Origin of the sequence: Microbacterium songi (assembly GCF_042747925.1) — a bacterium.
Classification (GTDB): Bacteria; Actinomycetota; Actinomycetes; order Actinomycetales; family Microbacteriaceae; genus Microbacterium.
In genome coordinates this window covers 1-25,596 of the sequence record NZ_JBHZIE010000005.1, presented here as the reverse complement: position 1 = coordinate 25,596, position 25,596 = coordinate 1, and the positions used below count along the sequence as shown (strand labels likewise).

Annotated in this window: 26 protein-coding genes; 21 read left to right on the top strand and 5 right to left on the bottom strand. The window is 68.3% G+C overall.

The window, feature by feature from the left end:
• Positions 1–182 precede the first annotated feature (182 nt).
• Positions 183–581 carry a hypothetical protein gene (locus tag ACFM35_RS08245; protein ID WP_378840773.1) on the top strand — a complete coding sequence of 133 codons (399 nt, stop codon included), beginning with the start codon at positions 183–185 and terminating at the stop codon, positions 579–581.
• Positions 582–617: 36 nt separating this feature from the next.
• Here the strand turns inward: ACFM35_RS08245 and epsC are convergent, their stop codons facing one another.
• Both epsC and cysK read right to left on the bottom strand, forming a co-directional pair.
• The gene (gene epsC, locus ACFM35_RS08240) at positions 618–1,196 is read right to left on the bottom strand and encodes a serine O-acetyltransferase EpsC (RefSeq protein WP_378840770.1); all 579 of its coding nucleotides are present in this window, start codon (positions 1,194–1,196) and stop codon (positions 618–620) included.
• A 4-nt stretch (positions 1,197–1,200) separates the two neighbouring features.
• Positions 1,201–2,139, bottom strand: a complete 939-nt coding sequence (gene cysK, locus ACFM35_RS08235; RefSeq protein WP_378840767.1) for a cysteine synthase A — start codon at positions 2,137–2,139, stop codon at positions 1,201–1,203.
• A gap of 117 nt (positions 2,140–2,256) precedes the next feature.
• Here cysK and prmC point away from each other — a divergent pair, with 117 nt between their 5' ends.
• From prmC to ACFM35_RS08145, 18 genes are all read left to right on the top strand, one after another.
• The gene (gene prmC, locus ACFM35_RS08230; protein WP_378840765.1) at positions 2,257–3,159 is read left to right on the top strand and encodes a peptide chain release factor N(5)-glutamine methyltransferase; all 903 of its coding nucleotides are present in this window, start codon (positions 2,257–2,259) and stop codon (positions 3,157–3,159) included.
• A gap of 68 nt (positions 3,160–3,227) precedes the next feature.
• Entirely contained in the window at positions 3,228–3,926 is a 699-nt protein-coding gene (locus ACFM35_RS08225) for an L-threonylcarbamoyladenylate synthase (protein WP_378840762.1), read from the top strand.
• Positions 3,923–5,080: an MraY family glycosyltransferase gene (locus ACFM35_RS08220; RefSeq protein WP_378840759.1), complete on the top strand. Its 1,158-nt coding sequence runs from the start codon at positions 3,923–3,925 to the stop codon at positions 5,078–5,080. Before ACFM35_RS08225 ends, ACFM35_RS08220 begins: the two co-directional genes overlap by 4 nt.
• Positions 5,077–5,586 (top strand): Cg1360 family ATP-synthase-associated protein, encoded by a 510-nt coding sequence (locus ACFM35_RS08215; protein ID WP_378840756.1) that lies wholly within the window; start codon positions 5,077–5,079, stop codon positions 5,584–5,586. Before ACFM35_RS08220 ends, ACFM35_RS08215 begins: the two co-directional genes overlap by 4 nt.
• 117 nt (positions 5,587–5,703) lie before the next feature.
• Positions 5,704–6,519: a F0F1 ATP synthase subunit A gene (gene atpB / locus ACFM35_RS08210; protein WP_378840955.1), complete on the top strand. Its 816-nt coding sequence runs from the start codon at positions 5,704–5,706 to the stop codon at positions 6,517–6,519.
• 40 nt (positions 6,520–6,559) lie between these two features.
• Positions 6,560–6,796: a F0F1 ATP synthase subunit C gene (atpE, locus tag ACFM35_RS08205; RefSeq protein ID WP_127095047.1), complete on the top strand. Its 237-nt coding sequence runs from the start codon at positions 6,560–6,562 to the stop codon at positions 6,794–6,796.
• 25 nt (positions 6,797–6,821) lie between these two features.
• On the top strand, positions 6,822–7,388 hold the full coding sequence (locus ACFM35_RS08200) for a F0F1 ATP synthase subunit B (RefSeq protein ID WP_378840753.1): 567 nt from the start codon (positions 6,822–6,824) through the stop codon (positions 7,386–7,388).
• Entirely contained in the window at positions 7,388–8,179 is a 792-nt protein-coding gene (locus ACFM35_RS08195) for a F0F1 ATP synthase subunit delta (protein WP_378840751.1), read from the top strand. The genes ACFM35_RS08200 and ACFM35_RS08195 overlap by 1 nt, the downstream gene beginning before the upstream one ends.
• 77 nt (positions 8,180–8,256) lie before the next feature.
• Complete coding sequence (gene atpA / locus ACFM35_RS08190; protein ID WP_378840749.1) at positions 8,257–9,894, top strand: F0F1 ATP synthase subunit alpha; 1,638 nt, start codon at positions 8,257–8,259, stop codon at positions 9,892–9,894.
• A gap of 20 nt (positions 9,895–9,914) precedes the next feature.
• Positions 9,915–10,814 (top strand): F0F1 ATP synthase subunit gamma, encoded by a 900-nt coding sequence (locus ACFM35_RS08185; protein WP_378840747.1) that lies wholly within the window; start codon positions 9,915–9,917, stop codon positions 10,812–10,814.
• A gap of 31 nt (positions 10,815–10,845) precedes the next feature.
• Positions 10,846–12,312: a F0F1 ATP synthase subunit beta gene (gene atpD / locus ACFM35_RS08180; protein WP_378840744.1), complete on the top strand. Its 1,467-nt coding sequence runs from the start codon at positions 10,846–10,848 to the stop codon at positions 12,310–12,312.
• Between the two features lies 1 nt (position 12,313).
• Positions 12,314–12,574, top strand: coding sequence for a F0F1 ATP synthase subunit epsilon (locus ACFM35_RS08175; RefSeq protein ID WP_378840742.1), 261 nt, complete (start codon positions 12,314–12,316; stop codon positions 12,572–12,574).
• A gap of 81 nt (positions 12,575–12,655) precedes the next feature.
• Entirely contained in the window at positions 12,656–13,405 is a 750-nt protein-coding gene (locus ACFM35_RS08170) for a YaaA family protein (RefSeq protein WP_378840739.1), read from the top strand.
• 171 nt (positions 13,406–13,576) lie between these two features.
• Positions 13,577–14,380, top strand: coding sequence for a DUF5684 domain-containing protein (locus ACFM35_RS08165; protein WP_378840737.1), 804 nt, complete (start codon positions 13,577–13,579; stop codon positions 14,378–14,380).
• 75 nt (positions 14,381–14,455) lie between these two features.
• A complete protein-coding gene (locus ACFM35_RS08160) occupies positions 14,456–15,436 on the top strand; it encodes an aldo/keto reductase (RefSeq protein WP_378840734.1) in 981 nt (326 codons plus the stop codon).
• A gap of 114 nt (positions 15,437–15,550) precedes the next feature.
• A complete protein-coding gene (locus ACFM35_RS08155) occupies positions 15,551–16,339 on the top strand; it encodes a PP2C family protein-serine/threonine phosphatase (protein ID WP_378840731.1) in 789 nt (262 codons plus the stop codon).
• 98 nt (positions 16,340–16,437) lie between these two features.
• The gene (locus tag ACFM35_RS08150) at positions 16,438–19,305 is read left to right on the top strand and encodes an FtsK/SpoIIIE domain-containing protein (protein ID WP_378840729.1); all 2,868 of its coding nucleotides are present in this window, start codon (positions 16,438–16,440) and stop codon (positions 19,303–19,305) included.
• Between the two features lie 22 nt (positions 19,306–19,327).
• Positions 19,328–20,869: an APC family permease gene (locus tag ACFM35_RS08145; protein ID WP_378840726.1), complete on the top strand. Its 1,542-nt coding sequence runs from the start codon at positions 19,328–19,330 to the stop codon at positions 20,867–20,869.
• Between the two features lie 61 nt (positions 20,870–20,930).
• Here ACFM35_RS08145 and ald read toward each other — a convergent pair whose 3' ends face one another.
• Complete coding sequence (gene ald / locus ACFM35_RS08140; protein ID WP_378840724.1) at positions 20,931–22,046, bottom strand: alanine dehydrogenase; 1,116 nt, start codon at positions 22,044–22,046, stop codon at positions 20,931–20,933.
• Positions 22,047–22,078: 32 nt separating this feature from the next.
• Complete coding sequence (locus ACFM35_RS08135; RefSeq protein WP_378840721.1) at positions 22,079–23,068, bottom strand: asparaginase; 990 nt, start codon at positions 23,066–23,068, stop codon at positions 22,079–22,081.
• Between the two features lie 57 nt (positions 23,069–23,125).
• Here ACFM35_RS08135 and ACFM35_RS08130 point away from each other — a divergent pair, with 57 nt between their 5' ends.
• Positions 23,126–23,608: an OsmC family protein gene (locus ACFM35_RS08130; protein ID WP_378840719.1), complete on the top strand. Its 483-nt coding sequence runs from the start codon at positions 23,126–23,128 to the stop codon at positions 23,606–23,608.
• Positions 23,609–23,624: 16 nt separating this feature from the next.
• On the opposite strand, the gene ACFM35_RS08125 is transcribed toward ACFM35_RS08130, so the two are convergent.
• Complete coding sequence (locus ACFM35_RS08125; RefSeq protein WP_378840952.1) at positions 23,625–24,341, bottom strand: lysophospholipid acyltransferase family protein; 717 nt, start codon at positions 24,339–24,341, stop codon at positions 23,625–23,627.
• 209 nt (positions 24,342–24,550) lie between these two features.
• On the opposite strand from ACFM35_RS08125, the gene ACFM35_RS08120 reads away from it, so the two are divergent.
• Positions 24,551–25,504, top strand: a complete 954-nt coding sequence (locus ACFM35_RS08120) for an FKBP-type peptidyl-prolyl cis-trans isomerase (protein ID WP_378840716.1) — start codon at positions 24,551–24,553, stop codon at positions 25,502–25,504.
• Positions 25,505–25,596 lie beyond the last annotated feature (92 nt).

Below are 25,596 nucleotides of genomic sequence, written 5' to 3'. Positions count from 1 at the left end.
CGCTCGCGCTTCGCGCGCTTGAGTTTCGTGCGCTTGAGTTTCGTGCGCTTTGAGTTTCGCGAACGGTCGCAACACGCCGCGTGCGCGGTTCGGCCGCGCACGATACCGGCGTGTCGCGACCGCTCGCCGGGCGCCGGTGCTCGTCCCACGGTCCGTGATGCCCCCGCGCTAGGCTCCGAGGCGTGATCACGTTCCTGCTCCGCGCGGCCATCTTCGTGGTGTCCGCCGCCCTAGGGCTCATCGCAGCCGACCTCATCCTGCCGGGCTTCCACATCGACTGGAGGGACTGGTGGGGCTTCGTCCTCGCGGTCGTGATCTTCGCGGTGATCCAGAGCGTCCTCGCTCCGTGGGTCTTCAAGATCACCCGACGTCATGCCCCGGCTCTGCTCGGCGGCATCGGCATCATCTCCACGTTCGTGGCGATCCTCATCGTCGTGGTCATCCCGAACGCGGGTGTCGGCATCTCAGAACCGTTGGCATGGGTGCTGGCGCCCGTCATCGTCTGGGTCGTCACGGCGCTCGCGACCTGGCTGCTGCCGCCGCTCTTCCTCAAGAAAAGGGTCGAGGCTCGCCGCGACTGAGAGGCGCGACGGGGACGAACATCTCGCCGGATGGCGTCAGATCGTGTACTCGGGCGTGGTGAGCAGGGCCCGCGTGTCGACGCCGGGACGCCGTGTGCGCGCCGTCGCAGGCACGCCGACGAGGATGCTGTCGGCCGGAGCATCCCGGGTGACCACGGCGTTCGCGCCGATCACCGAATCGCTGCCGATCGTGATCGGGCCGAGTACCTTCGCCCCGGCGCCCACGGCGACGCGGTCCCCGATCGTCGGGTGGCGCTTTCCGCCCTCCCGCTGACGTCCGCCGAGGGTCACCCCGTGGTAGAGCATGACGTCGTCACCGGTTTCGACCGTCTCGCCGATGACGACGCCCATTCCGTGATCGATGAAGAAGCGTCGTCCGATCACCGCGCCCGGGTGGATCTCGATGCCGGTCAGCCATCGCGTGAGCTGCGAACCCGTGCGCGCCACGAAGCAGTGGCCACGCGTCCAGAGCCAATGGTCGACGCGGTGCGCCCAGATCGCATGCAGCCCGGGGTAGAGCAGAGCAAGTTCGAGCGACGACCGGGCGGCGGGGTCCCGCAGCTTGGCGGCGGCGATGTCTTCGCGCGCCCGGTCGATCACGAGGCGGAGCCCCACGGGGTCAGTCCTCGCGGAGGTTCTCGTACAGGGCGGTGCTGAGGTAGCGCTCCCCGAACGAGGGGATGATGACGACGATGTTCTTCCCGGCGGCTTCGGGTCGCTTGGCGATCTCCAGAGCCGCCCAGATCGCGGCACCGCTGGACATGCCCACCAGGATGCCGTCTTTGACGGCCGTCTCGCGAGCGAGGCGGATGGCGTCGTCGAACTCGACGTCGATCACCTCGTCGATGACGCTCCGGTCGAGGATCTCGGGAACGAAGTTGGGCCCGATGCCCTGGATCTTGTGCGGACCGGGGTGCCCCTCGGTGAGGATCGGCGAGTCCTTCGGCTCGACCGCGACGATCTGCACGCCGGGGATGCGCTCCTTCAGCACCTGACCGACTCCCGTGATCGTCCCGCCCGTGCCGACACCGGCGACGAAGTAATCGACCTTCCCGTCGGTGTCGCGGAGGATCTCCTCGGCCGTCGTCTTGCGGTGGATCGCCGGATTCGCCTCGTTGGCGAACTGCTTGGCGAGGATCGCTCCGGGAGTCCTCGCGGCGATCTCCTCGGACTCGGCGATCGCCTGTTTCATGCCCTTCGTCGGGTCGGTCAGCACGACCTCGGCGCCGAAGGCCTTGAGCAGCAGTCGTCGTTCCTTCGACATCGAGGCCGGCATCGTGAGGATCACCTTGTAGCCCCTGGCCGCCCCGACCATGGCGAGGGCGATCCCGGTGTTGCCGCTGGTCGCCTCCACGATCGTGCCGCCGGGCGTGAGCTCGCCCGACTCCTCGGCCGCGTTGACGATCGCGATCCCGAGGCGGTCCTTGACGCTCGAGGCGGGGTTATAGAACTCCAGTTTCGCGAGGATCTGCGCGTCGACACCCTCCGCGACGCGGTTGAGCCGGACGAGCGGCGTGTTGCCGAACGCCGTGGTGATGTCGGAATGGATGCCGGTCATTGCAGGGCCTTTCGCGGGACGGGTTCTTGCGCGGTCCAGCCTAGGCGAGGGGTGTGCGTGATGGCCCCATGTGACGTTGTCCGACAGCACGGGGATGCGCTTAGGCTGTAGGCCGCCATGCTGACCTCCCCGCACTCGTCCGATCCCCGACCGGCCGCTCCGACCTCCCTCGCCGCGGCCCTTCGCGATGCCGTCGATCGGCTCGCCGCCGCGGGTGTTTCCGACGCCGTGGTCGACGCCGAGCTGCTGGCCGCGCATGTGCTCGGGGTCGGCCGTGGACAGGTGCAGGCAGCGGCCATCCGCGGTGACGTCCTCGACGGCGATCGGGGGGCGCACTTCGGCGAGCTCGTCGCGCGTCGCGCGTCGCGCGAACCGCTGCAGCATCTGATCGGCACCGCCCCGTTCCGTCACCTCGAGCTCCGCGTCGGACCGGGCGTCTTCGTCCCGCGTCCCGAGACCGAGATCGTGGCGCAGTTCGCCATCGATGCGCTGTCGGCCGCGGCATCCCCCGAGCCCATCGCCGTGGACCTCGGCACCGGCAGCGGCGCGATCGCCCTTGCCATGGCCACCGAAGTGCCCTACGCCCGGGTGTTCGCCGCGGAGAACTCCGTCGACGCGTTCGTGTGGACGAAGGAGAATTTCGGTGCCGTGGGCGCAGACAACGCCCAGCTCGCCTTCATCGACCTCGCACAGGCGTTCCCCGAGCTCGACGGCACCGTGTCGGTGGTCGTCTCCAACCCCCCGTATGTTCCGGATGCCGCGATCCCGCGCGATCCCGAAGTGCGGCTGTTCGACCCGCCTGCCGCGCTGTACGGGGGTACCGACGGGCTGGACGTGGTCCGCACCCTCAGCACGGTCGGCCTGCGCCTCGCGCACCCGGGCGGCGTGATCGTGCTCGAGCACGGCGAGTGGCAGGGCCCGGCGATCCGGGACATCCTGACCGACGACGGATGGCGGGCGGCCTCGACGCATCCCGACCTGACGATGCGGGACCGGGTCACCACCGCCGTCCGCCCCTGACCCCGGCCGGAGACAGCGCATGCAGCTCCCAGGCTGCGCGGGCGTCCGCGGTTAGACTGGGCGGCGATATGTCCCCCCTCTACGACTGTCGCGACGAGGCGCAGCTGCTCGCAGGTATGCGCCACGCGCGACAGGCGATCAGCCGCGGCGAGCTCGTCGTGCTCCCCACCGACACCGTCTACGGAATCGCGGCCGATGCCTTCAATGCTCCGGCCGTGCAGCGTCTGCTCGAGGCGAAGGGTCGCGGACGGCAGTCTCCGCCCCCGGTGCTGGTCGCAGGTCTCACCACGATGCGCGCCCTGGTCGCAGAGGTCCCCGAGCCGATCGAGCGTCTCGTCGAGGCATGCTGGCCCGGTGGGCTGACGATCGTGCTGCCGTCCCAGCCGTCCCTCTCGTGGGACCTGGGGGACACCCACGGCACGGTCGCGGTGCGGATGCCCGACCACAGGCTCGTGCTGGAGCTGCTCGAGGAGACCGGTCCGCTCGCCGTCTCGAGTGCCAATCGCACCGGCATGGCGGCGGCCGTGTCTGCGCAGGATGCGCAGACCATGCTGGGCGACAGCGTTTCCGCCTACCTCGCGGACGGGATGTCCACCAGGGGAGTGGCCTCCACGATCATCGACGCCACGAGCCTCGTCGGCGCCTCGGAGCAGCCGCTGGTGCGGGTGCTCCGCGATGGGGCGGTCGATCGCGAGTCGCTGCGCGCCGTGCTGGGCGACCTCCTCGAGCCCGACCTGCCTCCCGACCCTGAGAGCTCGAGCGAGTGAAGCAGTACGTCTTCATCGTCATCCTCACCGGGGCGATCACCCTCGCCCTGGCGTGGACGGTATGGAGGCTCAGCATGCAGTACAAGCTGTACCCCGGCGTGCGCGAGCGGGATGTCCACAAGACGCCGACCCCGCGGCTGGGCGGCATCGCCATGTTCCTGGGGGTGACGGCGGCCTTCGTCGTCTCGTCGCAGCACCCGTACTTCTCGATCTTCTGGGAGGACCCGAAGACGGTCATCGCGATCCTCATCGCGACATTCATCATCGTGGTCGTGGGCGTGGCCGACGACCTCTGGGACCTCGACTGGATGATCAAGCTCGGCGCGCAGTTCCTCGCTGCCGGCATCATCGCGTGGTTCGGGGAGCTGCAGATCTATTCGCTGCCGATCGGCGGTCTCACCGTCGGGTCGGGCTGGGTCAGCTTCACCCTCACCGTGTTCTCGATCGTCATCGTGATGAACGCGGTCAACTTCATCGACGGCCTCGACGGCCTGGTCGCGGGCGTATGCCTCATCGCGAATGGAATCTTCTTCGCGTACTCCTACCTGCTCGTGCGCGACATCGGCTCGAGTACCTATTTCAACCTGGCGTCGTTCATGGCGGCGGCGATGATCGGTGCCTGCATCGGCTTCCTCCCGATGAACTGGAGTCCGGCCCGACTCTTCATGGGCGACTCGGGCGCACTGATGCTCGGACTGCTGATGGCATGTTCGGCGATCGCCGTCACCGGCCTGCTGACCCCCGCGATGATGGACCCGGAGCAGTTCGGGCGCTCGCAGCTGCTGGGTGCCTTCATCCCGATCCTGCTGCCCATCGTCGTCGTGCTCCTGCCCCTGCTGGACTTCGGCCTCGCCGTGATCCGCCGCCTCCGCGCGGGCAAATCGCCGTTCTCCCCGGACCGCAAGCATCTTCATCACCGGATGCTCGACATGGGTCACTCGGATCGTGACGCAGTCCTCATCTTCTACGCCTGGACGGCCGTCGTCGGTCTCGCCGTCCTCCTGATGTACCTCGGCACGCGGGAGGACTGGCCCGGCCAGTATCTCGCCGGTGTCGGTTTCGGACTGATCGGCATCGCCGCGTGCCTGGTCGTCACCCTTCTGCCCGCACGGCGCAGCGCGCGCCCTGCCCTCACCGAGGAGCCCGCCCGATGAGCCCCAATCCCGTCTCCAGCAATCCGATCCTCCGCACGACCCTGGTGTGGTCCGGCGCCGTCACGGCGGTGCTCGCGGTCCTGGGGAGCGTCATCGGCTACCTGGTCGCCGGCGCACCGGGACTGTTCAGCGCGTTGACCGGAGTGCTCGTGGCCGCGATCTTCCTCGCGATCACCGGCGCCAGCATCCTCGTCGCCAACCGGTGGTACGGCGACGCTCTGTACGTTCCGGTGTTCTTCGGGATCGTGCTCGGCGGCTGGATCCTCAAACTCGTGATCTTCATCGTCGCCCTGCTGCTTCTGCGCGGTCAGTCATGGGTGCAGCCGACGGTCTTCTTCGTGGCGATCGTCGTGAGCGTGCTGGCATCGCTCGTGGTCGATGTGATCGTCCTGATGCGCATGCGCATCCCGGCGGTGAGCGACACCACGCTGCCCACGGTGGTCGAGGAGGACCGTGCGCCGATCTCCGATCGACGGGCCGCGGAAGGCGATCCGGGGCAATCGTAGAGGGCTTTCTTTGATAGGGTAGAAACGCGCCTGTTCGCCCCGCGAGCACTTGCGCCTTGACGCTTACCGACCATCGTCGCAACGGTACCCTCCGTCGCCCCGAAGCTGGAGCCAGCGCTGTTCACCCAAGCTGCGACCCTGATCGCCCCCTTTGCCAGCACCGATGACGGTGGGTTCCACCCGCCGTCGATCGAGGAATTCTTCCCCGATGCCCTCCTCTTCGAGGGGACGATCTTCGCGATCACCCGCATCAACCTGATCCAGATGCTGGCCACGGCCGTGCTCGTGATCATCTTCGTCCTCGGCACCCGCCGCATGAAGGTCGTACCTGGTCGTTTTCAGAGCATCGTCGAGATGGGGCTGGACTTCGTCCGCGTCAACATCGCACACGATCTGCTGGGCCGCAAAGACGGCAATCGCTTCCTGCCGATCCTCACCACGATGTTCTTCATGATCCTGTTCATGAACCTGACGGGCATCATCCCGTTCTTGAACATCGCCGGCACCAGCGTCATCGCCGTGCCGCTCCTGCTTGCCGTCGTCGCGTACGTCACCTTCATCTACGCGGGTGTCCGCAAGAGCCCCGGCAATTTCTTCAAGAACTCGCTGATGCCCCCCGGGCTGCCGTGGTTCCTCTACATCCTGATCATTCCGCTCGAATTCCTCTCGACCTTCATCATCCGTCCGGTCACGCTGACCCTGCGACTGCTGATGAACATGATCGTCGGCCACCTGATGCTGGTGCTGTTCTTCGCAGCGACGCAGTTCTTCATCTTCGGGCTGGGTGGCCTGTGGTCGCTCCTCGGGGTCGGGACCCTGGCCTTCGGATTCGTCTTCACCCTGTTCGAACTCCTGGTGGCATTCCTCCAGGCGTATGTCTTCGCCATCCTCACCGCGGTCTACATCCAGCTCGCGGTCGCGGAAGAGCACTAGCGGGCCGGCGTCAGCCGCCCACAACGAAAGGAAAAACCCCGTGGATGCAACTACGGTTCTCGCCGAGGTCACCGGTTCCGTCGCCACGATCGGCTACGGCCTGGCCGCCATCGGTCCCGCCATCGGTGTGGGCATCGTCGTCGGAAAGACGATCGAGGGCGTCGCGCGCCAGCCCGAGCTGGCCGGCCGCCTCCAGGTGCTGATGTTCATCGGTATCGCCTTCACGGAGGCGCTGGCGTTCATCGGTATCGCCACCGGCTTCATCTTCGGCTTCTGATCCGCTTTCGACGTAAGGAGACAGGATGCTGAGCACTCTTGTCACGATCGCCGCGGAGGAGGCTGGCACTCCGACGAATCCTCTGATTCCGGCTTGGTACGACATCATCTGGTCGGGCGTGTGCTTCATCGTGATCCTCGCGGTGTTCTGGCGCGTCGTCCTGCCCAAGATGCAGGCTCTGCTGGATGCCCGCTCCGCCGCGATCGAGGGGAACATCGCCAAAGCAGACGAGGCCCAGCGGAAGGCCGAGGCCGCCCTGCAGGAGTACACCGCGCAGCTGGCCGACGCCCGCAAGGAGGCCGGAGAAATCCGTGAGGCCGCCCGTGAGGACGGCAAGAAGATCGTCGCTGAGGCGAAGGACGCCGCGTCCGTCGAGGCTTCGCGTCTCACGGCGTCTGCGCACTCGCAGATCGAGGCCGAACGTCAGTCGGCGCTCGTCTCGCTGCGCAGTGAGGTCGGCACCCTCGCGCTCGATCTCGCGGGCGGTGTGATCGGCGAGACGTTGTCGGACGACGCGAAGGCGCAGGCGGTCGTGGACCGCTTCCTCGCCGAGCTCGAAGCGTCCGAGAACGCTCAGGGAGCATCCAAGTAATGGGCAGCGCGACCACTCAGGCCACTGCGGCAGCGACGACCGCCCTGGCCGCCGTCTCCACCGTCGACATCGACACCGCACGCGAGCTTTTCGCTGCGGCGCGTGCCATCGGGGACTCGCCGCAGCTGAGCGGCGCGCTCGCCGATTCGTCGGCATCGGGCGAGGCCCGTGCCAACGTGGTGTCCGCCGTGTTCGGCGGACCGTTCCAGCCCGTCACCGTTTCACTGCTGACCACCGTCGTGACACAGCGCTGGTCGTCGGCGTCCGACCTCATCGACGGAATCGAGGAGCTCGCTGTTCGCGCCGCCGCGCTCGCCGACCCGGCGGCGGATGTCGAGGGAGATCTCTTCCGCTTCTCGCAGGTCGTCGCAGCCAACCCCGAACTCGAGCTCGCGCTCGGGAGCCGGCTCGGCGACGATGCCGCGAAGGGTCCGCTCGTCCAGACCCTCCTCGGGAGCCGGGCCAGCGAGCCGGCGACGCTGATCGTCTCGTCGTTGGCTCAGCAGCCACGCGGACGCCGCGTGCGCCAGCTGCTGACGCGGGCGATGGATCTGGTCTCGGACCAACGCGGGCGAACCGTCGCGACGGTCGTCTCGGCGGTCCCGCTGAGCGCGGCTCAGACCGAGCGTCTCGCCGGTGTCCTCGCTCGGCGCTACGGCACGACCGTTTCTCTGAATGCGGTCGTCGACCCCACGGTGGTCGGAGGTCTGCGTGTGCAGATCGCCGACGATGTGATCGACGCCAGCGTTTCCGCCCGCCTCGCCGACCTGCGCCACCGACTGGCCGGCTGACACATCACTTCCCGCTTGTCCCGGCACAGGGTCGAGCGGAGACTTGGAGCTGCGGCTCCACCGAACGAAGGAAGACCATGGCAGAACTCACCATCAGCCCCGACGCCATCCGCGACGCGCTGAAGGACTTCGTCGCTGCATACGAGCCCACCGGCGCCGCGGCGACCGAGGTCGGCACCGTCATCGATGCCGCCGACGGCATCGCGCACGTCGAGGGACTCCCCGGCGTCATGGCCAACGAGCTCGTCCTCTTCGCGGACGGCACGCAGGGTCTTGCGCTGAACCTCGACGAGCACGAGATCGGTGTCGTCGTCCTCGGCGAGTTCTCGGGCATCGAGGCCGGCCAAAAGGTCACGCGCACCGGCGAAGTGCTCTCGGTCGCCGTCGGAGACGGCTACCTCGGACGTGTCGTCGACCCGCTGGGAAACCCGATCGACGGCCTCGGCGAGGTCGCCACGGACGGTCGGCGTGCGCTCGAGCTGCAGGCGCCCGGCGTCATGCAGCGCAAGTCGGTCCACGAGCCGCTGCAGACCGGGATCAAGGCCATCGACGCCATGATCCCCGTCGGGCGTGGCCAGCGTCAGCTGATCATCGGCGACCGCCAGACCGGCAAGACGGCGATCGCGATCGACACGATCATCAACCAGAAGGCCAACTGGGAGTCGGGCGACACGAACAAGCAGGTTCGCTGCATCTACGTCGCCATCGGCCAGAAGGGGTCCACGATCGCCGCCGTCAAGGGCGCGCTCGAGGACGCGGGCGCCATGGAGTACACGACGATCGTCGCGGCTCCGGCATCCGACCCCGCCGGCTTCAAGTACCTGGCTCCGTACACCGGATCGGCCATCGGGCAGCACTGGATGTACGACGGCAAGCACGTCCTGATCATCTTCGATGACCTGACCAAGCAGGCCGAGGCCTACCGCGCCGTGTCCCTTCTGCTGCGTCGGCCGCCGGGGCGCGAGGCCTACCCGGGTGACGTGTTCTACCTACACTCCCGTCTGCTCGAGCGTTGCGCCAAGCTCTCCGACGAGCTCGGTGCGGGGTCGATGACCGGTCTTCCGATCATCGAGACGAAGGCCAACGACGTGTCGGCGTACATCCCGACCAACGTGATCTCGATCACCGACGGCCAGATCTTCCTGCAGTCCGACCTGTTCAACGCCAACCAGCGTCCGGCGGTCGACGTCGGCATCTCGGTGTCGCGCGTGGGTGGTGACGCGCAGGTCAAGTCGATCAAGAAGGTCTCCGGCACGTTGAAGCTCGAACTGGCGCAGTACCGCTCCCTCGAGGCGTTCGCGATGTTCGCGAGCGACCTGGATGCGGCATCCCGTCGTCAGCTCTCCCGCGGTGCGCGCCTGACCGAGCTGCTGAAGCAACCGCAGTACTCGCCGTACCCCGTCGAGGAGCAGGTCGTCTCGATCTGGGCAGGCACCAACGGCAAGCTCGACACCCTCGAGGTGGAGGACGTGCTGCGGTTCGAGCGCGAACTGATCGACTACCTGCGTCGCAACACGACGGTGCTCGACACGCTGCGTGACACCAACGTGCTGGACGACGCGACCCTCGCCGAGCTCACCGCGAAGACCGATGCCTTCGTCCTGGAGTTCCAGGCGGGCAAGGGTCAGAGCATCACGGGCCCCGGCAGCGAGCAGTACGCCGCTTCCGAGGTCGAAGACGTCAACCAGGAGAAGATCGTCAAGGGCCGCCGCTAGGCGGAACCGGACTCCACACCATGGGCGCACAACTCCGGGTCTACAAGCAGAAGATCAACACTGCTCAGACGACCAAGAAGATCACGAAGGCGATGGAACTCATCGCGGCTTCGCGTATCCAGAAGGCGATGGCGCGCGTGCGCGCCTCCTCGCCCTTCTCGCGCGCGGTGTCGCGCGCGGTGTCGGCCGTCGCGACGCACTCGAACGTCGAGCACCCGCTCACGCAGGAGCGGGAGACCATCCGCCGCTCCGCGGTCGTCATCTTCGCTTCCGACCGCGGCCTCGCCGGGGCGTTCAACTCCCAGATCCTGCGCGAGGGGCTCGAAGTGGGGGAGCTGGTCCGCAAGCAGGGCAGCGAGCCGGTCTACTACCTGATCGGCCGCAAGGCCGTCGGCTTCTTCCAGTTCCGTCGGATCGAGAGTGCCGCCGAATGGACGGGCGACACGGATCAGCCGCACTTCCGCACCGCGGAGGAGATCGCCGGCGTGCTTCTGGACGCCTACGAGCGCAGCGGGTCGGACGGCGGCGTCGATGAGATCCACTTGGTCTACAACCGCTTCGTGAGCATGATGACGCAGAGCCCCGAGACCGTTCGTCTTCTGCCTCTCGAGGTCGTAGAGGCGGAGGAGTCCTCGGGACCTGCGCAGGTGTACCCGCTCTACGAGTTCGAGCCCGAGGCAGGGACTGTCCTGGACACCCTCCTCCCCGTGTACATCCAGAGCCGCGTCTTCAATGCGCTTCTGCAGTCTTCGGCGGCCAAGCACGCGGCCACCCAGAAGGCGATGAAGTCCGCCAGCGACAACGCCGACAAGCTCATCACCACCTATACCCGTCTGCGCAACAACGCGCGCCAGGCCGAGATCACGCAGCAGATCGCGGAGATCGTCGGCGGTGCCGACGCCCTGTCGTCGAGCAAATAGACCTTCGATCCAGATCGAGAGAGACAAGACAATGACAATCACCGCCATCCCCACGGAAAGCGCATCGACGACGACGTCTCCGGCCGTCGGCCGCGTCGCCCGCGTCACCGGGCCCGTCGTCGACATCGAGTTCCCGCACGACTCGCTGCCCGACATCTACAACGCCCTCAAGACGACGATCACCATCGGCGACGAGTCGAACGAGATCACGCTCGAGGTCGCACAGCACCTCGGCGACGACCTCGTGCGCGCCATCGCGCTCAAGCCCACCGACGGCATCGTCCGCGGTCAGGAAGTGCGCAACACCGGCGATCAGATCACAGTTCCGGTCGGCGACGTCACCAAGGGCAAGGTCTTCAACGTCATCGGCGAGGTCCTCAACGCCGAGCCCGGCGAGCAGGTCGAGATCACCGAACGCTGGCCCATCCACCGCAAGGCCCCGAGCTTCGACCAGCTCGAGTCCAAGACCACCATGTTCGAGACCGGCATCAAGGTCATCGATCTGCTCACGCCGTACGTGCTCGGCGGAAAGATCGGCCTCTTCGGAGGTGCGGGCGTCGGAAAGACCGTCCTCATCCAGGAGATGATCCAGCGCGTCGCGCAGAACCACGGCGGCGTGTCGGTGTTCGCCGGTGTCGGCGAGCGCACGCGTGAGGGCAACGACCTCATCGCCGAGATGGAGGAGGCGGGAGTCTTCGACAAGACGGCACTCGTGTTCGGCCAGATGGACGAGCCGCCGGGAACGCGTCTGCGCGTCGCCCTGTCGGCGCTGACGATGGCCGAGTACTTCCGTGACGTGCAGAAGCAGGATGTGCTGTTGTTCATCGACAACATCTTCCGCTTCACGCAGGCCGGCTCCGAGGTCTCGACGCTGCTCGGTCGCATGCCGTCCGCGGTGGGCTACCAGCCCAACCTCGCCGACGAGATGGGTGTGCTTCAGGAGCGCATCACCTCGACGCGCGGTCACTCGATCACCTCGCTGCAGGCGATCTATGTGCCTGCCGACGACTACACTGACCCGGCTCCGGCGACCACGTTCGCGCACCTCGATGCGACCACCGAGCTTTCGCGCGAGATCGCGTCGAAGGGCCTGTACCCGGCCGTCGATCCGTTGACCTCGACGAGCCGCATCCTCGACCCCCGCTACATCGGCGAGGACCACTACCGCGTTGCGACCAACGTCAAGCAGATCCTTCAGAAGAACAAGGAACTGCAGGAGATCATCGCGATCCTCGGCGTCGACGAGCTCTCCGAAGAAGACAAGATCGTCGTGTCGCGTGCGCGTCGCATCCAGCAGTTCCTCTCGCAGAACACGTACATGGCGAAGAAGTTCACCGGTGTGGAGGGGTCGACGGTCCCGATCAAGGAGACCATCGAGTCCTTCGACGCCATCGTGAAGGGCGATTTCGACCACGTGGCCGAGCAGGCCTTCTTCAACGTCGGTGGGATCAGCGACGTCGAAGAGCAGTGGGCGAAGATCCAGAAGGAAAACGGCTGACATGCCCATCAAGGTGAGCCTCGTCTCCGCAGACGCGGAGGTCTGGTCGGGTGAGGCGTCGATCGTCATCGCCAAGACCGTCGAGGGCGAGATCGGCTTCATGCAGGGTCACGAGCCCGTGCTCGCGATCCTCGCCGAAGGCCAGGTGCGCATCACGCAGACCAACGGCGCGAAGATCGTCGCGAACGCTCAGGACGGCTTCTTGTCCATGGAGAGCGATGAGCTAACCATCGTGGCGGGAAACGCAGCGCTCGTCTCCTAGAAGCAGCGTGTGAACGCACCGTGGATGCTGCATCCACGGTGCGTTCGTCTTCCCGCCCGTCGAGTCCGAAGGAGGCCGCGTTTGCTCCTTCTCCTGCCACCCTCCGAGACCAAGCGTCCCGGAGGCAGTGCACGGACGCTCGACCTGGCGTCTCTCGCGTTCCCCGAGCTGACCCTCCAGCGGGAGGAGGTCGTGCGAGCTCTGGTGGCGCTCTCGGACGACGAGGAACAGGCGGCTCGCGTGCTGCGCCTCGGCCCCGGCCGGCGCGGCGAGGTGCGCGCGAATGCCGAGCTCGTCTCCGCACCGACGCTGCCGGCCATCGACCGGTACACCGGTGTGCTCTACGACGCCCTGGACGCGGCATCCCTCCCTCCCGCCGCCCGGCGATGGCTGGGCAGGCATGTCCTCATCCACTCCGCGCCGTTCGGGCCCGTGGGTGCGCTCGACCGCATCCCCTCGTACCGACTCGGGGCGGGGATCTCGCTCCCCGGACTTCGCCCGCTCACCCGGCTCTGGTCGGCGCCGGTGTCCGCGGCGATCGCGGCACGGCGATCGTCCTTCGTCCTCGATCTGCGCTCCGAGGCCTATGTCGCGCTCGGACCGGTCCCGGCCGGCGTGCGAGCCACGTACCTCCGCGTCGTGAGCGCGGAGTCCGACGGCCGCACGCGGGCGCTCAACCACTTCAACAAGCACGCCAAGGGAGCGCTGGTGCGACGTCTCGCCGTCGACCGCCCGCGGGTCCGGACGCTCGATGATCTCAGGACGTGGGCCGACGCGAGCGGGGTGGTTCTGCGATCACGAGGTGACGGCGTCACCGAGCTGGTCGTCTGAGCTCGGCAGATGCAGCTCGAGCACAGACGTGTTCGACACGGCATTCGGCCGCTCCAGGGTGAACACCACGCGTCGATCGATATCGCTAACATGTGGTGACGCGGGGCACAGGCTCCGCCGATCGACGTCTTCGACTGAAGCCGATCGACGTTTTCACTGAAGGAGACTCGCATGAACTCCGATCCGAGCGACGCCGCGGTTCTCGCAGCGCTCGCCGTTTTCTACGGCTTCCTGTTCATCCTCGCCATCGCGGGCTACCTGATCTCGTCATGGTTCCTGATGAAGATCTTCGAGAAGGCGGGGGTGCAGGGGAAGTGGCGCGCATGGGTGCCCATCTACAACACCCTCATCTTCGTCAAGCTCGGCGACCTGAATCCGTGGTGGCTCCTCGTCCTCTGGCTGGGTGCCGGCGTCCTCGGGTGGATCCCGGTCGTCGGACAGCTCATCGGTCTCGCGGCGTTCGTCTACACGCTGATGGCCGCCTGGCGCGTGGGGCTGAAACTGCAGAAGGAGGCCGTCTGGCTCATCCTGTACTTCTTCCTCGCCATCGTGTGGATGGGTATCAATGCTTTCGACAAGTCGCGCTGGAACACAGCGGTGCCCGCCGCCCCCTGGGCCGGCAACTTCCTCGCCGACAAGACGGTCTGGCAGGGCGTTCCTGTGCAGGCCGCGGCCGGCGGGTACGCAGCCAACCCCATCACCGATCCGTACGCCGGCTACCAGGCGCCGCCGGCCGGTTATCAGCCGCCGCCGGCGGCATACGAACCGCCTGCCCCGCCTGCCGGATACAACGCTCCGACGAGCCCGCCCGCGCCGCCCGCTGGATCGACCCCGCCCGCTCCGCCTGCCGGACAGACTCCGCCGGCTCCGCCCGCCCGATACGCACCTCCGCCGAGCGCGGCGCCCGCGGAACCGCCTGCACCGCCGGCCGGTTACACGCCGCCGCCGTCCGCGGACGACCAGCCCAAGCAGTGAGCTGATAAGACGAGCCCCTCGCGAATGCGAGGGGCTCGTCGTCGCATGATGGTGAGTCGGCGTTAGCGTGGGGTGATGACGACAACTTCACCGCTCCGCCGGGTCGGGGCATCCGGTCTCCTCGTCTCCGCGGTGGGGCTGGGCTGCAACAATTTCGGTCGACCCGGAACGCGCACGGAGAGTCTCGAGGGCACCAGAGCCGTCCTGGATGCCGCGATCGACGCCGGGGTCACGTTCCTCGACACCGCCGACATGTACGGCGGTGAGCCGGGCTTGAGCGAACGCCTCATGGGGGAGGCGCTCCGCGGGCGCCGCGACCAGGTCGTGCTCGCCACCAAGTTCGGGCACCCCGGCCGCGATATGGGGCACCCGATCTCCCAGGCGAAGGGATCTCGGTCCTACATCCGGTGGGCGGTGGATGCCTCGCTCACTCGCCTGCAGACGGATCGGATCGACCTCTATCAGCTGCATGTCCCCGATCCGGACACCCCCGTCGAGGAGACGATCGCCGCTCTGGATGACCTCGTCCGTGAGGGCAAGATCTGCTACTACGGGCACTCCAACCTGGCGGGATGGCAGATCGCCGAAGCCGCCCACGCCGGCTCTCCCGGGCTGCGTTTCGTCTCGGCGCAGAATCACTACTCGCTCCTCGCGCGTGGAGCCGAGCGCGAAGTGCTTCCGGCGGTGCGGCGCTACGGTCTGGGCTTCTTCCCCTTCTTCCCTCTCTACAACGGGCTGCTCACCGGCAAGTTCACCCGCCAGGGCGGACCGGAGTCGAGCCGCATCATGATGCAGCGACCGCACCTCTGGCGCGACGCGCCCTGGGACGCGCTCGAGGCCTACCAGCGGTTCTGCGACGATCGCGGGATCAGCATGCTCGACGCGACGCTCGGTTGGCTGCTCGCGCAGGAGGGTTTGTCGAGTGTCATCGCGGGTGCCACGTCGGCCGAACAGGTCACCGCGAACGCGCAGGCCGCGACGCGGTGGACGCCCACGGCCGAGGACCTGAACGCCGTGGACGACCTCTTCCCCCTCCCGGCAGACCCTGCCGCGTGAGGGTGCTGCGCGGCCGCGGTCACGGGCGGGGCATTCCCGGTCTACTAGGATGTGAGCACTTGCGCCCGCTGTCGGTGCGTGAGCTGAAGCCGCGAAAACAGGGAGGATGACGGCGTGCCGGATCTTGTCACCCACTCCCGTTCCTCCATAGTGCGCGATGAGACGATCGACCTCTCGTGGGCAGCAGCCACCGATACCGGCCGCCGTCGTGAGGCCAATCAGGACGCCGTGCTGGCGATCTATCCGCTGTTCGTCGTCGCAGACGGCATGGGCGGCCACATCGGGGGAGAGATCGCGAGTGCGAGTACCGTCGATCGCCTGCGTCCGGTCGCCGAGTCGGGCACCGTGACCACCAAGGCCATCGAGAAGGCCCTCGGCAAAGCCGTCAAAGATATCTCGTCGCACACCGGGACCACCGACGACGGGACGGGGACGACGGTCACCGGTGTCTTCCTCGACGTGCTCGATGCCACGGTCAACTGGGTGACCCTCAACATCGGAGATTCCCGGGTGTACCTCGTGCGCGACGACGCGATCGTGCAGATCACGACCGACCACTCCGTCGTGCAGGAGCTCATGGCCGCGGGCAGACTCAGTCCGGAAGAGGCCGAGAACCACCCGTACGGCAATGTCATCACGCGGGCGGTCGGCCCGAGCGAGAGCGTGACGCCCGACTACGTGCGACTCGATGTCATCGACGGCGATCGTTTCGTGATCTGTTCGGACGGGCTGACGAAAGAGCTCACCGATTACGGCATCCAGCATTTTCTGAACGAGCATGCAGATCCGGCCGAAGCGGTCTCCGCGATGCTCGATGCGGCGCTGGAGAACGGCGGCCGCGACAACATCTCGATCATCGTCGTGAATGTGGCGCGGCATCCCGTCGAGGCGCCTGCGGGCTGAGGCCCCGCCGTTCCTCCCCACGGAGCCCCTGCGAGACGTAGTGCCCGATCCGGAGCCGGAGCGCACCGACCCGGTGTCGCGCACGTTTGACTGACGGCGTGCACACGGATTCCCCTTCACGCGCCCGAGCCTCTTCCCCGCACACGGCCGTGGCGATGGCCGGGGACGATGAGCCCCTCAGCCTCCCTCCGGCGTGGACACCGCCGGCCCGGGCACCCCTGCCGATCCTCGCCGCGACCGTACCGGTGGTCGGAGCCATCGGGCTCTGGGTCGTCACGGGCTCGGTGCTCTCCCTGTGGTTCGCTGCGCTCGGGCCCCTCATCGCCCTCGCGTCCGTCGTCGACGCGGGACGAGCCGCCCGGCGGTCGCGGCGGAGGGCGGAATCCGATGCCGCTGCCGCCCGGGCACGCCTGACCGAGGTCGTCCGCGAACGACACGGTCGGGAGCGAGCGGGCCTGTGGGACGGCCACCCGGATGTCGCGCTGTACCTCGCTCGAGCGGAGGAGATCTGGCGTGCGGTTCCCGGCAGGACGGACGCGCTCGTCGTGGGGGCGGGTGCTGGCGCCAGCGCCGTGCGGGTCACCGGGGGGATCGGCGATGCCGCCTCCGCGGAGCTGCGCGCCGACGCGGCGCGGCTGGACGGCGCGCCGATCGTGGTCGCGGCCAGCGAGGGGGTCGCGGTCCTCGGTCCTCCGATCCTCGCCGCGGCGGTGGTGCGCGCGCTCGCCACGCAACTGTGTCTGGCGAGCCCGCCCTCCGCGCTGCGCGTCGTCGGCACGCCCGGTGATGACGTGTGGATCGAGCGGATGCCGCATCATGGCTCACGGGGTGGCACGACGCTCGCCGTGCTCGGGCCGGATGACCCCGTCCCGGCCGACGCCGACCTGGTGATTCAGCGAGCGCTCACGCCGCACGGGGCGCCGCGTTGCACGGCTCTCCTGACGGTCGCCTCTCCCGATCATGGGCGACTGGACTACGTGGGCGAGGTCGTCGATGTGCGGCCGGAGGCGTTGGCGGCCGCTCAAGCCGCGCAGATCGGCGACGCACTGGCCGAGCGATGGGCGGTGGAGGCGACGACGGCGCGCGACGGCCCGGCGCCGATCGCGCTGGCGGACCTGCTGGCGGATTCGACGCCCACGACGGCGGGACTCGAGGCGGTGATCGGCGTACAGGCGGGCAGACCGTTCTGTGTCGATCTGCTCGCCGACGGGCCCCACGCGGTCGTGGCCGGGGTGACGGGATCGGGCAAGAGCGAGCTGCTCATCACGTGGGTGCTCTCGATGTGCGCGACACGCACGATCGGCGAGGTGACCTTCCTCCTCGCCGATTTCAAAGGCGGGACGGCGTTCGACGCACTGGCCGGCCTGCCGCACGTCACGGGTGTGATCACCGACCTCGACGGCTCCGGTGCCAGGCGGGCCATCGAGAGTCTTCGAGCGGAAGTACGGTGGCGGGAGACGGAGCTGGCACGCTCCGGCGCTCGTGACGTCTCCGATGATCGCGTCGGACTGCCGCGGCTGGTGATCGTCGTCGACGAGTTCGCTGCGCTCGTGGACGCACACCCCGAGCTGCAGGCGGTCTTCACCGACGTGGCGGCGCGCGGGCGCGCTCTCGGCATGCACCTCATCCTCGGCACCCAGCGCGTCGCCGGCGTGATCCGCGACGCGCTCCTCACGAACTGCCCGCTGCGGCTGAGTCTGCGGGTCACCGACGCCGCCGACAGTCGGGCGGTCGTCGGGACGGATCAGGCCGCAGCTCTGCCGGGCAGCGCAGAGGGTCGTGGTCTCGCTCTCGTCCGCCGGGCCTCCGACGCGGCCCCGCACCCGATCCGCATTGCGCTGAGCACCGCGGAAGACATCGACGGGGTCGGCGAAGCCGCGGGTCCGCGGCCGCGGCGCCCCTGGCTCCCCGACCTGCCGGACCGGATCGGCCTCGACGAGCTGCGCGGGCACGGCGAGAGTGGTCTCGTCGTACTGGGCCTCATCGATGAGCCCGACAGGCAGCGTCAGCGCCCGGCGAAGCTCACCGAGGTCGGGCGCGGGCTCCTCGTCGTCGGCGCCCGGGGGAGCGGCAAGAGCGCTGTGCTGCAGACGATTGCAGCGCAGTGCGAGGCTGTCTGGCTGCCGAGCGATCCGGAGAGGGCATGGGATGCCGTGTCCCACCTGCGCGAGGGTCGCGGCATCCCCGAAGTCCTCCTCATCGACGACATCGACGCTCTCGCTGCGCGCTTTCCGCACGAGTACGGGCGGACGGTCCTCGAGCGGGTGGAGGAGGTGGTGCGGGCTTCGGGCTCTCGCGGCACGTCGATCGTCGTCACCGCGCAGCGCCCGTCTCCGGCGACCGCGCGCGTCACCGACCTGCTCACGCACCGCGCAATCCTCGGCTTGCCGACCCGCGCCGACCACATCGCGGCGGGCGGCGATCCGTCGCACTTCACGTCGCGCACTCCGCCCGGCCGCGGACGACTCGACGGGCAGGCGATCCAGTTCGCGCTCGTGCCTTCGGCGCCGGTGGCATCGAGCCCGCACCGCGTGCCGCCGGCCGAGCAGGCTCCTGCGTGGCATCCGTCGATGCCGGTCACCGGATACGTCGGCCGACGCTCTGCGGCCACCAGGGCCGTGCTCGAGGCGTGGCGGGGCGGAGGTGCTCGCATCGTGCCGCTAGCGGATGCTGCGGCCACCCTGTCAGTCATCGAGGGCGGGCCCGTGGCTGCCCCGACGGTCGTGGCCGGCGACCCCGACGAGTGGCAGCGGCACTGGAGCGTGTTCGCGGTGGTGCGCGGCGAACACGACCTCGTGATCGATGCGACCTGCGCGCCGGAGTACCGCATCCTCACCGGCGAGCGCGAACTGCCGCCCTACTGCGCACCGGGTCGATCGCGTGCCTGGCTGCGACGGGCGGACGGACCGTCCGAACGCATCATCCTTCCGGACGGCTCGGCGGCAGCCGTTCTTGACCTCGTGTGACCGCGCCCCTTACCTTCGGCAGATGGCAACCACTCCGATCGACCTCACCCGACCCGACGGAAAAGGTCTCGCAGCCGGCACCCTGGGGCTGTGGGGCTCCACCGTGATCGGTCTCGCATCGACCGCACCCGTCTATTCGCTCGTTGCGACCCTCGGATTCGTGGTGCTCGCCGTCGGCGCCCAAGCACCCATCGCCTTCGTGCTCGCGTTCATTCCGATGATCTTCATCGCGTTCGCCTACCGGGAGCTGAACAACGAGGTCCCCGACTGCGGCACCACGTTCACGTGGGGCACCAAGGCGTTCGGGCCGTGGGTGGGGTGGATGGGCGGATGGGGTGTCGCCGTGGCGGGGATGGTCGTCCTCGCCAACCTCGCGCAGATCGCGGCCATCTACTTCTGGTCGCTGTTCGGCGACGGGACGCTCGCCGAGAACGTCCCGCTCGTCACGGCGACAGGCGTCGTGTTCATCGCCGCCATGACCTACGTGAGCTGGCGCGGAGTGGAGATCGGCGAGCGCATCCAGAACATCCTGCTCACCATCCAGTACGCGGCGCTGGCGATCTTCGTCGTGGCGGCACTGTGGCAGTTCTTCGCGGGCACCGCCCCGGACCCCACACCGTTCGACTGGAACTGGTTCAACCCGCTCGCGTTCACCGACTGGCACGCCTTCACCGAAGCCGTCCTGTTGGCGATCTTCATCTACTGGGGGTGGGACACCTGTCTGGCCCTGAACGAGGAGACCAAGGACCCCAAGCGCATCCCGGGCCGCGCCGCGCTCCTGACGACGGTCATCCTGCTGGTGACCTACGTCGGCGTCACCGTTGCGGCGATGATGTACGCCGGCCTCGGCGAGACCGGCACCGGGCTCGGCAACGAGGCGAACGCCGACGACTTCTTCCTCGCCATCAAGGACGGGCTGCTCGGTCCCTTCGGCTGGGTGCTCGTCGTCTCGGTGATGATCTCGGCGATCTCCTCTACCCAGACGACGATCCTGCCCACGGCCCGGGGCACTCTCGCGATGGCCGCCTACAAAGCCCTGCCCCGCAGGTTCGCCACCGTGCACCCCACGTACAAGACGCCGTCGTTCTCGACATTGGTCATGGGCGGCGTCGCGATCGTCTATTACGTCGGCATGACGCTGATCAGCGACAACATCCTGCAGGACTCGATCCTGTCGCTCGGTCTCGCGATCGCGTTCTACTACGCCCTGACGGGCTACGCCTGCGTCTGGTACTACCGACGCCAGCTGTTCACATCGGCGCGAAACTTCTTCTACAAGGGACTTCTGCCGCTCCTCGGCGCGCTCATGCTGACGTTCGCATTCGTGCAGTCGGCGATCGACATGTTCGACGTCGACTACGGCTACACGGTGCTGTTCGGCATCGGCGGCACTTTCGTACTCGGTATCGGCTCGCTCGCGTTCGGCATCGTGCTGATGCTCATCTGGTTCATGTTCCCCCGCTCGAAGAAGTTCTTCCGGGGGGAGAGCCTGAATCGCGACACCGAAGTGCTCGTGCCCGACGACGCATCCGAGTACACCCGCTCGATCGACGGCGGCATCTGAGGCCAACGAGCCGCCGCGTCGGCATCCCACGGCGGGGTGCCGACGCGTGGCGGGCGGGCGGTCAGGACAGAACGTCCTCGATGGGTGTCGCGATCAGCCCGTGCGCGGCCGCCACCCCGCGGTTGACGACTTCACCGGCGGTCGTGTTCAGCCCGAGCGCGAGCGCGGCATCCGCCCGCAACGCGTCTTTCCACCCGCGCCGGGCGATCTGACGGACGTAGGGCAGAGTCGCGTTCACCAGAGCGGAGGTCGACGTGTTCGGCACCGCACCGGGCATGTTCGCCACGCAGTAGAACACCGTGTCGTGCACCGCGAAGGTGGGGTCGGCGTGGGTCGTGGGGTGTGTGTCTTCGAAGCATCCGCCCTGGTCGACGGCGATGTCCACGAGGACGCTTCCCGGGCGCATGCGCGCCACCATGTCGTTCGTGACGAGCTTCGGCGCCCTCGCGCCGGGGATGAGCACCGACCCGATGACGAGGTCGGAGTTCACGACGGCGCGGTCGAGATCGAGCGGGTTGGATGCCGCGGTCTTCACCCGCCCCTGGAAGTGATCGTCGAGGTACCGCAGGCGCTGGATGTTCGTGTCGAACACCGTGACGTCGGCGCCCAGCCCGACCGCGATGACCGCCGCGTTCGCTCCCGCGACACCGCCGCCGATGACGGTGACCGTCGCCGGTCGCGTTCCCGGAACGCCCGACATGAGAAGGCCCAGCCCGCCCGCCGAGCGCATCAGCGTCGCCGCTCCCACCGTCGGGGCCAGGCGTCCCGCGACCTCGCTCATGGGGGCCAGCAGCGGGAGGCCACCGCCCGCCACCTGCACGGTCTCGTAGGCGATCGCAGTCACCCGCTCGCCGAGGAGCCGGTCGGTGAGCGGGCGATCGGCGGCGAGGTGCAGGTAGGTGAACAGCACGAGGTCGTCGCGGAAGTAGTCGTACTCGCCGGCGACCGGCTCCTTCACCTTCAGCAGCAGGTCCGCGTGCTCCCAGACGTCGGCCGCATCGTCGAGCAGGGTGGCGCCCGCTGCGGCGTACTCGGCGTCGGGCATCGACGAGCCGGCACCGGCGCCGCGCTGCACGACCACATCATGGCCTGCGAGGGTCAGGTCGTGCACGCCGGCGGGCGTCAGGGCGACCCGGTACTCGTTGTTCTTCACCTCGGAGGGGACGGAGATCTTCACCGGACTTCCTTTCCGCTCCTCGTGGGAGCGTCTCAGAACGCGGGACGGATGGCCCCGACGATTGTGTCGCCGCCACGGACGGTCAGGGGGAGCGCGCTGAGGGCTGTGGCGACGTCCGAGGGCGCGAGCGCGCCCGCCCGCTCGAGCAGCCGCAGCGCGACGGCGGTGACCGCTCGTCCGGCGCCGTCGAGCATCTTGACGGCGACGGTCGTGCCGTCGGGGGCGGTCATCACCATGATCCCCTCCGCGCCGAACTTCGCGAAGACGCCCAGACGTTCGATGACGATCGTGTCCGGTGTGCCGGGGCCTGCGATCGTCCACGGGTGCTCGCGCACGGCGCGCACCAGGGTTCCCGCGCTGCGGTGCAACGCGAACGGCGATCGCTCCGACGCGGTGCCGACGCGGTGGATCGCCCGGGCGAGGCCCGAGAGGCTCATCGCGTAGATCGGCGCGCCGCATCCGTCGATCGCCACCGTGGAGGAGCGCTCGCCGACGAGGCGCTCGACCACCTCGCGGATATGCGACTGCAGCGGATGCCCGGGGTCGAGGTATCCGTCGGTGTCCCACTGGTTCGTGACGCACGTCAGAAGCATGGCTGCGTGCTTGCCCGAACACGTCATGCGGATGCGGGCCGGCTGCGCGAGGTCCCGCACCATGTCGTCGCGCGTCGGCTGGTCGCCCGGCCACGCGGCAGGGCACGCCAACGCGTCTTCGCTGAGCCCGGCGCTCTCCAGGATGTCCCGCACCACGGCGACGTGGCGATCAGTGCCGGAGTGGCTGGCCGTGGCCAGACCCAGTCGCTCGTCCGCGAGCGGTGCTCCCGCTGTCAAGCAGCCCAGGGCCTGCAGCGGCTTCATGCTGGAGCGCGGGAGGATCGGCGTGCCGACATCGCCCATCTCGGCTGCGACGGTGCCGTCCGGCGCGAGGACGACGGCGCTCCCGGCATGCCGCGACTCGACGAAGCCGCTCCGTTCGACCACGGCGAGTTCGACGGCATCAGCGACGGCGAAGGTCTGTGGCACCCGCTCAGCCTAGCGCCGGGCATCCCCGCGGCCGGGTGCCCATGCCACACTGAGGGCATGTCAGGAGAGCACAGATACGCCCTGCGCACGACGTGGACGGGTGACCGCGGCACCGGCACCACCGGGTACCGCGACTACGACCGGTCAGTGACGATCGAGGTCGACGGCAAGCCGCAGCTGCTCGCCTCTGCGGACAGGCCGTTCCGGGGCGACCCCGCCCGCTGGAATCCCGAGGACCTCCTGCTCGCCTCCCTCAGCGAATGCCATCTGCTCTCCTACCTCTACGCCTGCGTGAAGACCGGCGTCGTGGTGGTCGCCTACGAAGACGAGGCATCCGCGGTCATGCAGGAAGACGGTCACGGCGGAGGCGCCTTCACAGAGGTCATGCTCCGCCCGCGGGTGACGATCGCAGAGGAATCGATGACGGATGCCGCGACCGCTGCCCATGCGGAGGCGAACGCGTTGTGCTTCATCGCAAACTCGGTGAACTTCCCCGTGCGCCACGAGCCGACGATACTCGTCGCGTCGTCGGCGAACTGACCCCGGGGCGCGCGAGTCAGAGCCGTTCGTGCGGCAGCACCTGCTTGATGCGTTCGATCGGCGTCGCCGCGGGGACTTCGTTGTAGGCGTTGGCGAGCTCTTGGCCCGACAGTCGGTGGATCGCCGCCATGATGTCGTCCGTGGCCAGGCGGCGCGCCTTACCCGATTCGGCCGCGCCGTGGTGCGCCAGGTGGAGCGGCTCGCCGAACCGCACCGTGATGCGCTTGTTCATCGCGGGCCGCTTCGCGCCGACCGGCATCACCTCGTCGGTGCCGATGAGGCCGACGGGCACGACCGGGGCGCCGGTCTGGAGGGCGAGGAACGCGACGCCCGTACGGCCCTTGTACAGGCGCCCGTCGAGCGACCGCGTGCCTTCCGGGTAGAGCGCGACCGTCTTGCCGTCGGCGAGCAGCTGACGCTGCTGCTCGAGAGCGTCCAACGCGGCCTGACCCGCGCCACGCTTCACGGGGATCGCTCCGATCGCGGTGAAGAATTCACGCGATACCCACCCCGAAGCACCCTTGCCGTCGAAGTAGCTCGACTTGGCGAGGAAGTGCACGGGCCGGGGCGCAGCCACCGGGATCGCGATCGAGTCGATGAAGGAGAGATGGTTGCTCGCGAAGATGACGGGTCCCGTCTTGGGAACCAGCGAGGTGCCTTCGACGCGCGGTCGGTAGATCACCCGTGCGAGCGGGCGGATGATGAAGCGTCCGAGAAAGTAGGTCGCGCCCATGCGCGTCGCGGGCGTCGCAGGGGACGCGGCATCAGCCGATTCCGCCGGGGAGTCGTGACCGTTCTCGGGCACGGGCGTCTCCTCGGATGTCACCCGTCGAGGGTACTCCCGTTTCCATTCCGTCATCGGCATGGTCCGTTCCCAGCCAGGTCAGAGGAAGGATGAGGGAGGATGGAGGTCCTTTCCCCCATCTTTCTCGAGGTTTCATCGTGCGCTTCCGCCCGCTTGCCACCCTGTCCGTCGCCGCCGCCGCGGTGCTTCTGCTCGCCGGCTGCTCCGGATCGTCGTCTCCCGACGCGAGCGCCAGTCCGAGCGGTTCGGCCGCCGATCTCTGCTCGACGGCGGCGCCTTCCGGCGCGGCATCCGATGCGGTCTCCGTCACCGGCGACTTCGGTACGGAGTCGACCGCGACGTTCACGTCGCCCATCGACGTCACCGAGTTGCAGCGCACGGTCGTGACCGAAGGCGAGGGCGACCCCGTGGCCTCCGGCGAGCTCATCTCCTACGCATTGACGGCGTTCAGCGCCGACACGGGGGAGAAGCTCGGCTCGATCGGATACACGCCCGGCGAGGTGCTGCCCGCTCAGATCTCGCCCGACAACCCGCTCGGGCAGATCATCGGCTGTGCGACGCCCGGCACGCGGATCGTCGCGACCTTCCCCGCATCGGAAGACACCTCCAGCGAGGTCTACATCGTCGACCTCCTCGCGACCGTGCCCAACGCGGCATGGGGCGACCCCCAGCCGGCGGTGGCCGGCCTCCCCACGGTGACGCTCGACGACACCGGGGCGCCGACCATCGAGATCCCCGAGGGTGACGCCCCCGCCGAGTTGCAGCTCGCCGACCTGAAGAAGGGCGACGGCGAGGTCGTCGCATCCGGCGACACCGTTCTCGTGCAGTACACGGGCGTCCTGTGGAGTGACGGCAGCGTCTTCGACTCCAGCTGGCAGAACGGCGCTCCGGCATCGTTCCAGACCACCGGAGTCGTGCCCGGCTTCCAGCAGGCGCTCGAGGGTCAGACCGTCGGATCGCAGGTTCTGGCCGTCATCCCGCCCGCGCTCGGCTACGGCGACGCCGACAGCGGCAAGATCCCCGGCGGATCGACGCTCGTCTTCGTGGTCGACATCCTCGGCGTCCAGCACGCCGCCGCTGCCGCTCAGTAGCGCAGGCTCTGCGCGCGGGCGACGACCTCAGTGAGACCCCCGTGCCGCGTCGAGATCTGCCCGCTCAGGGCAGGTCTCGACGCGGCAGGGGG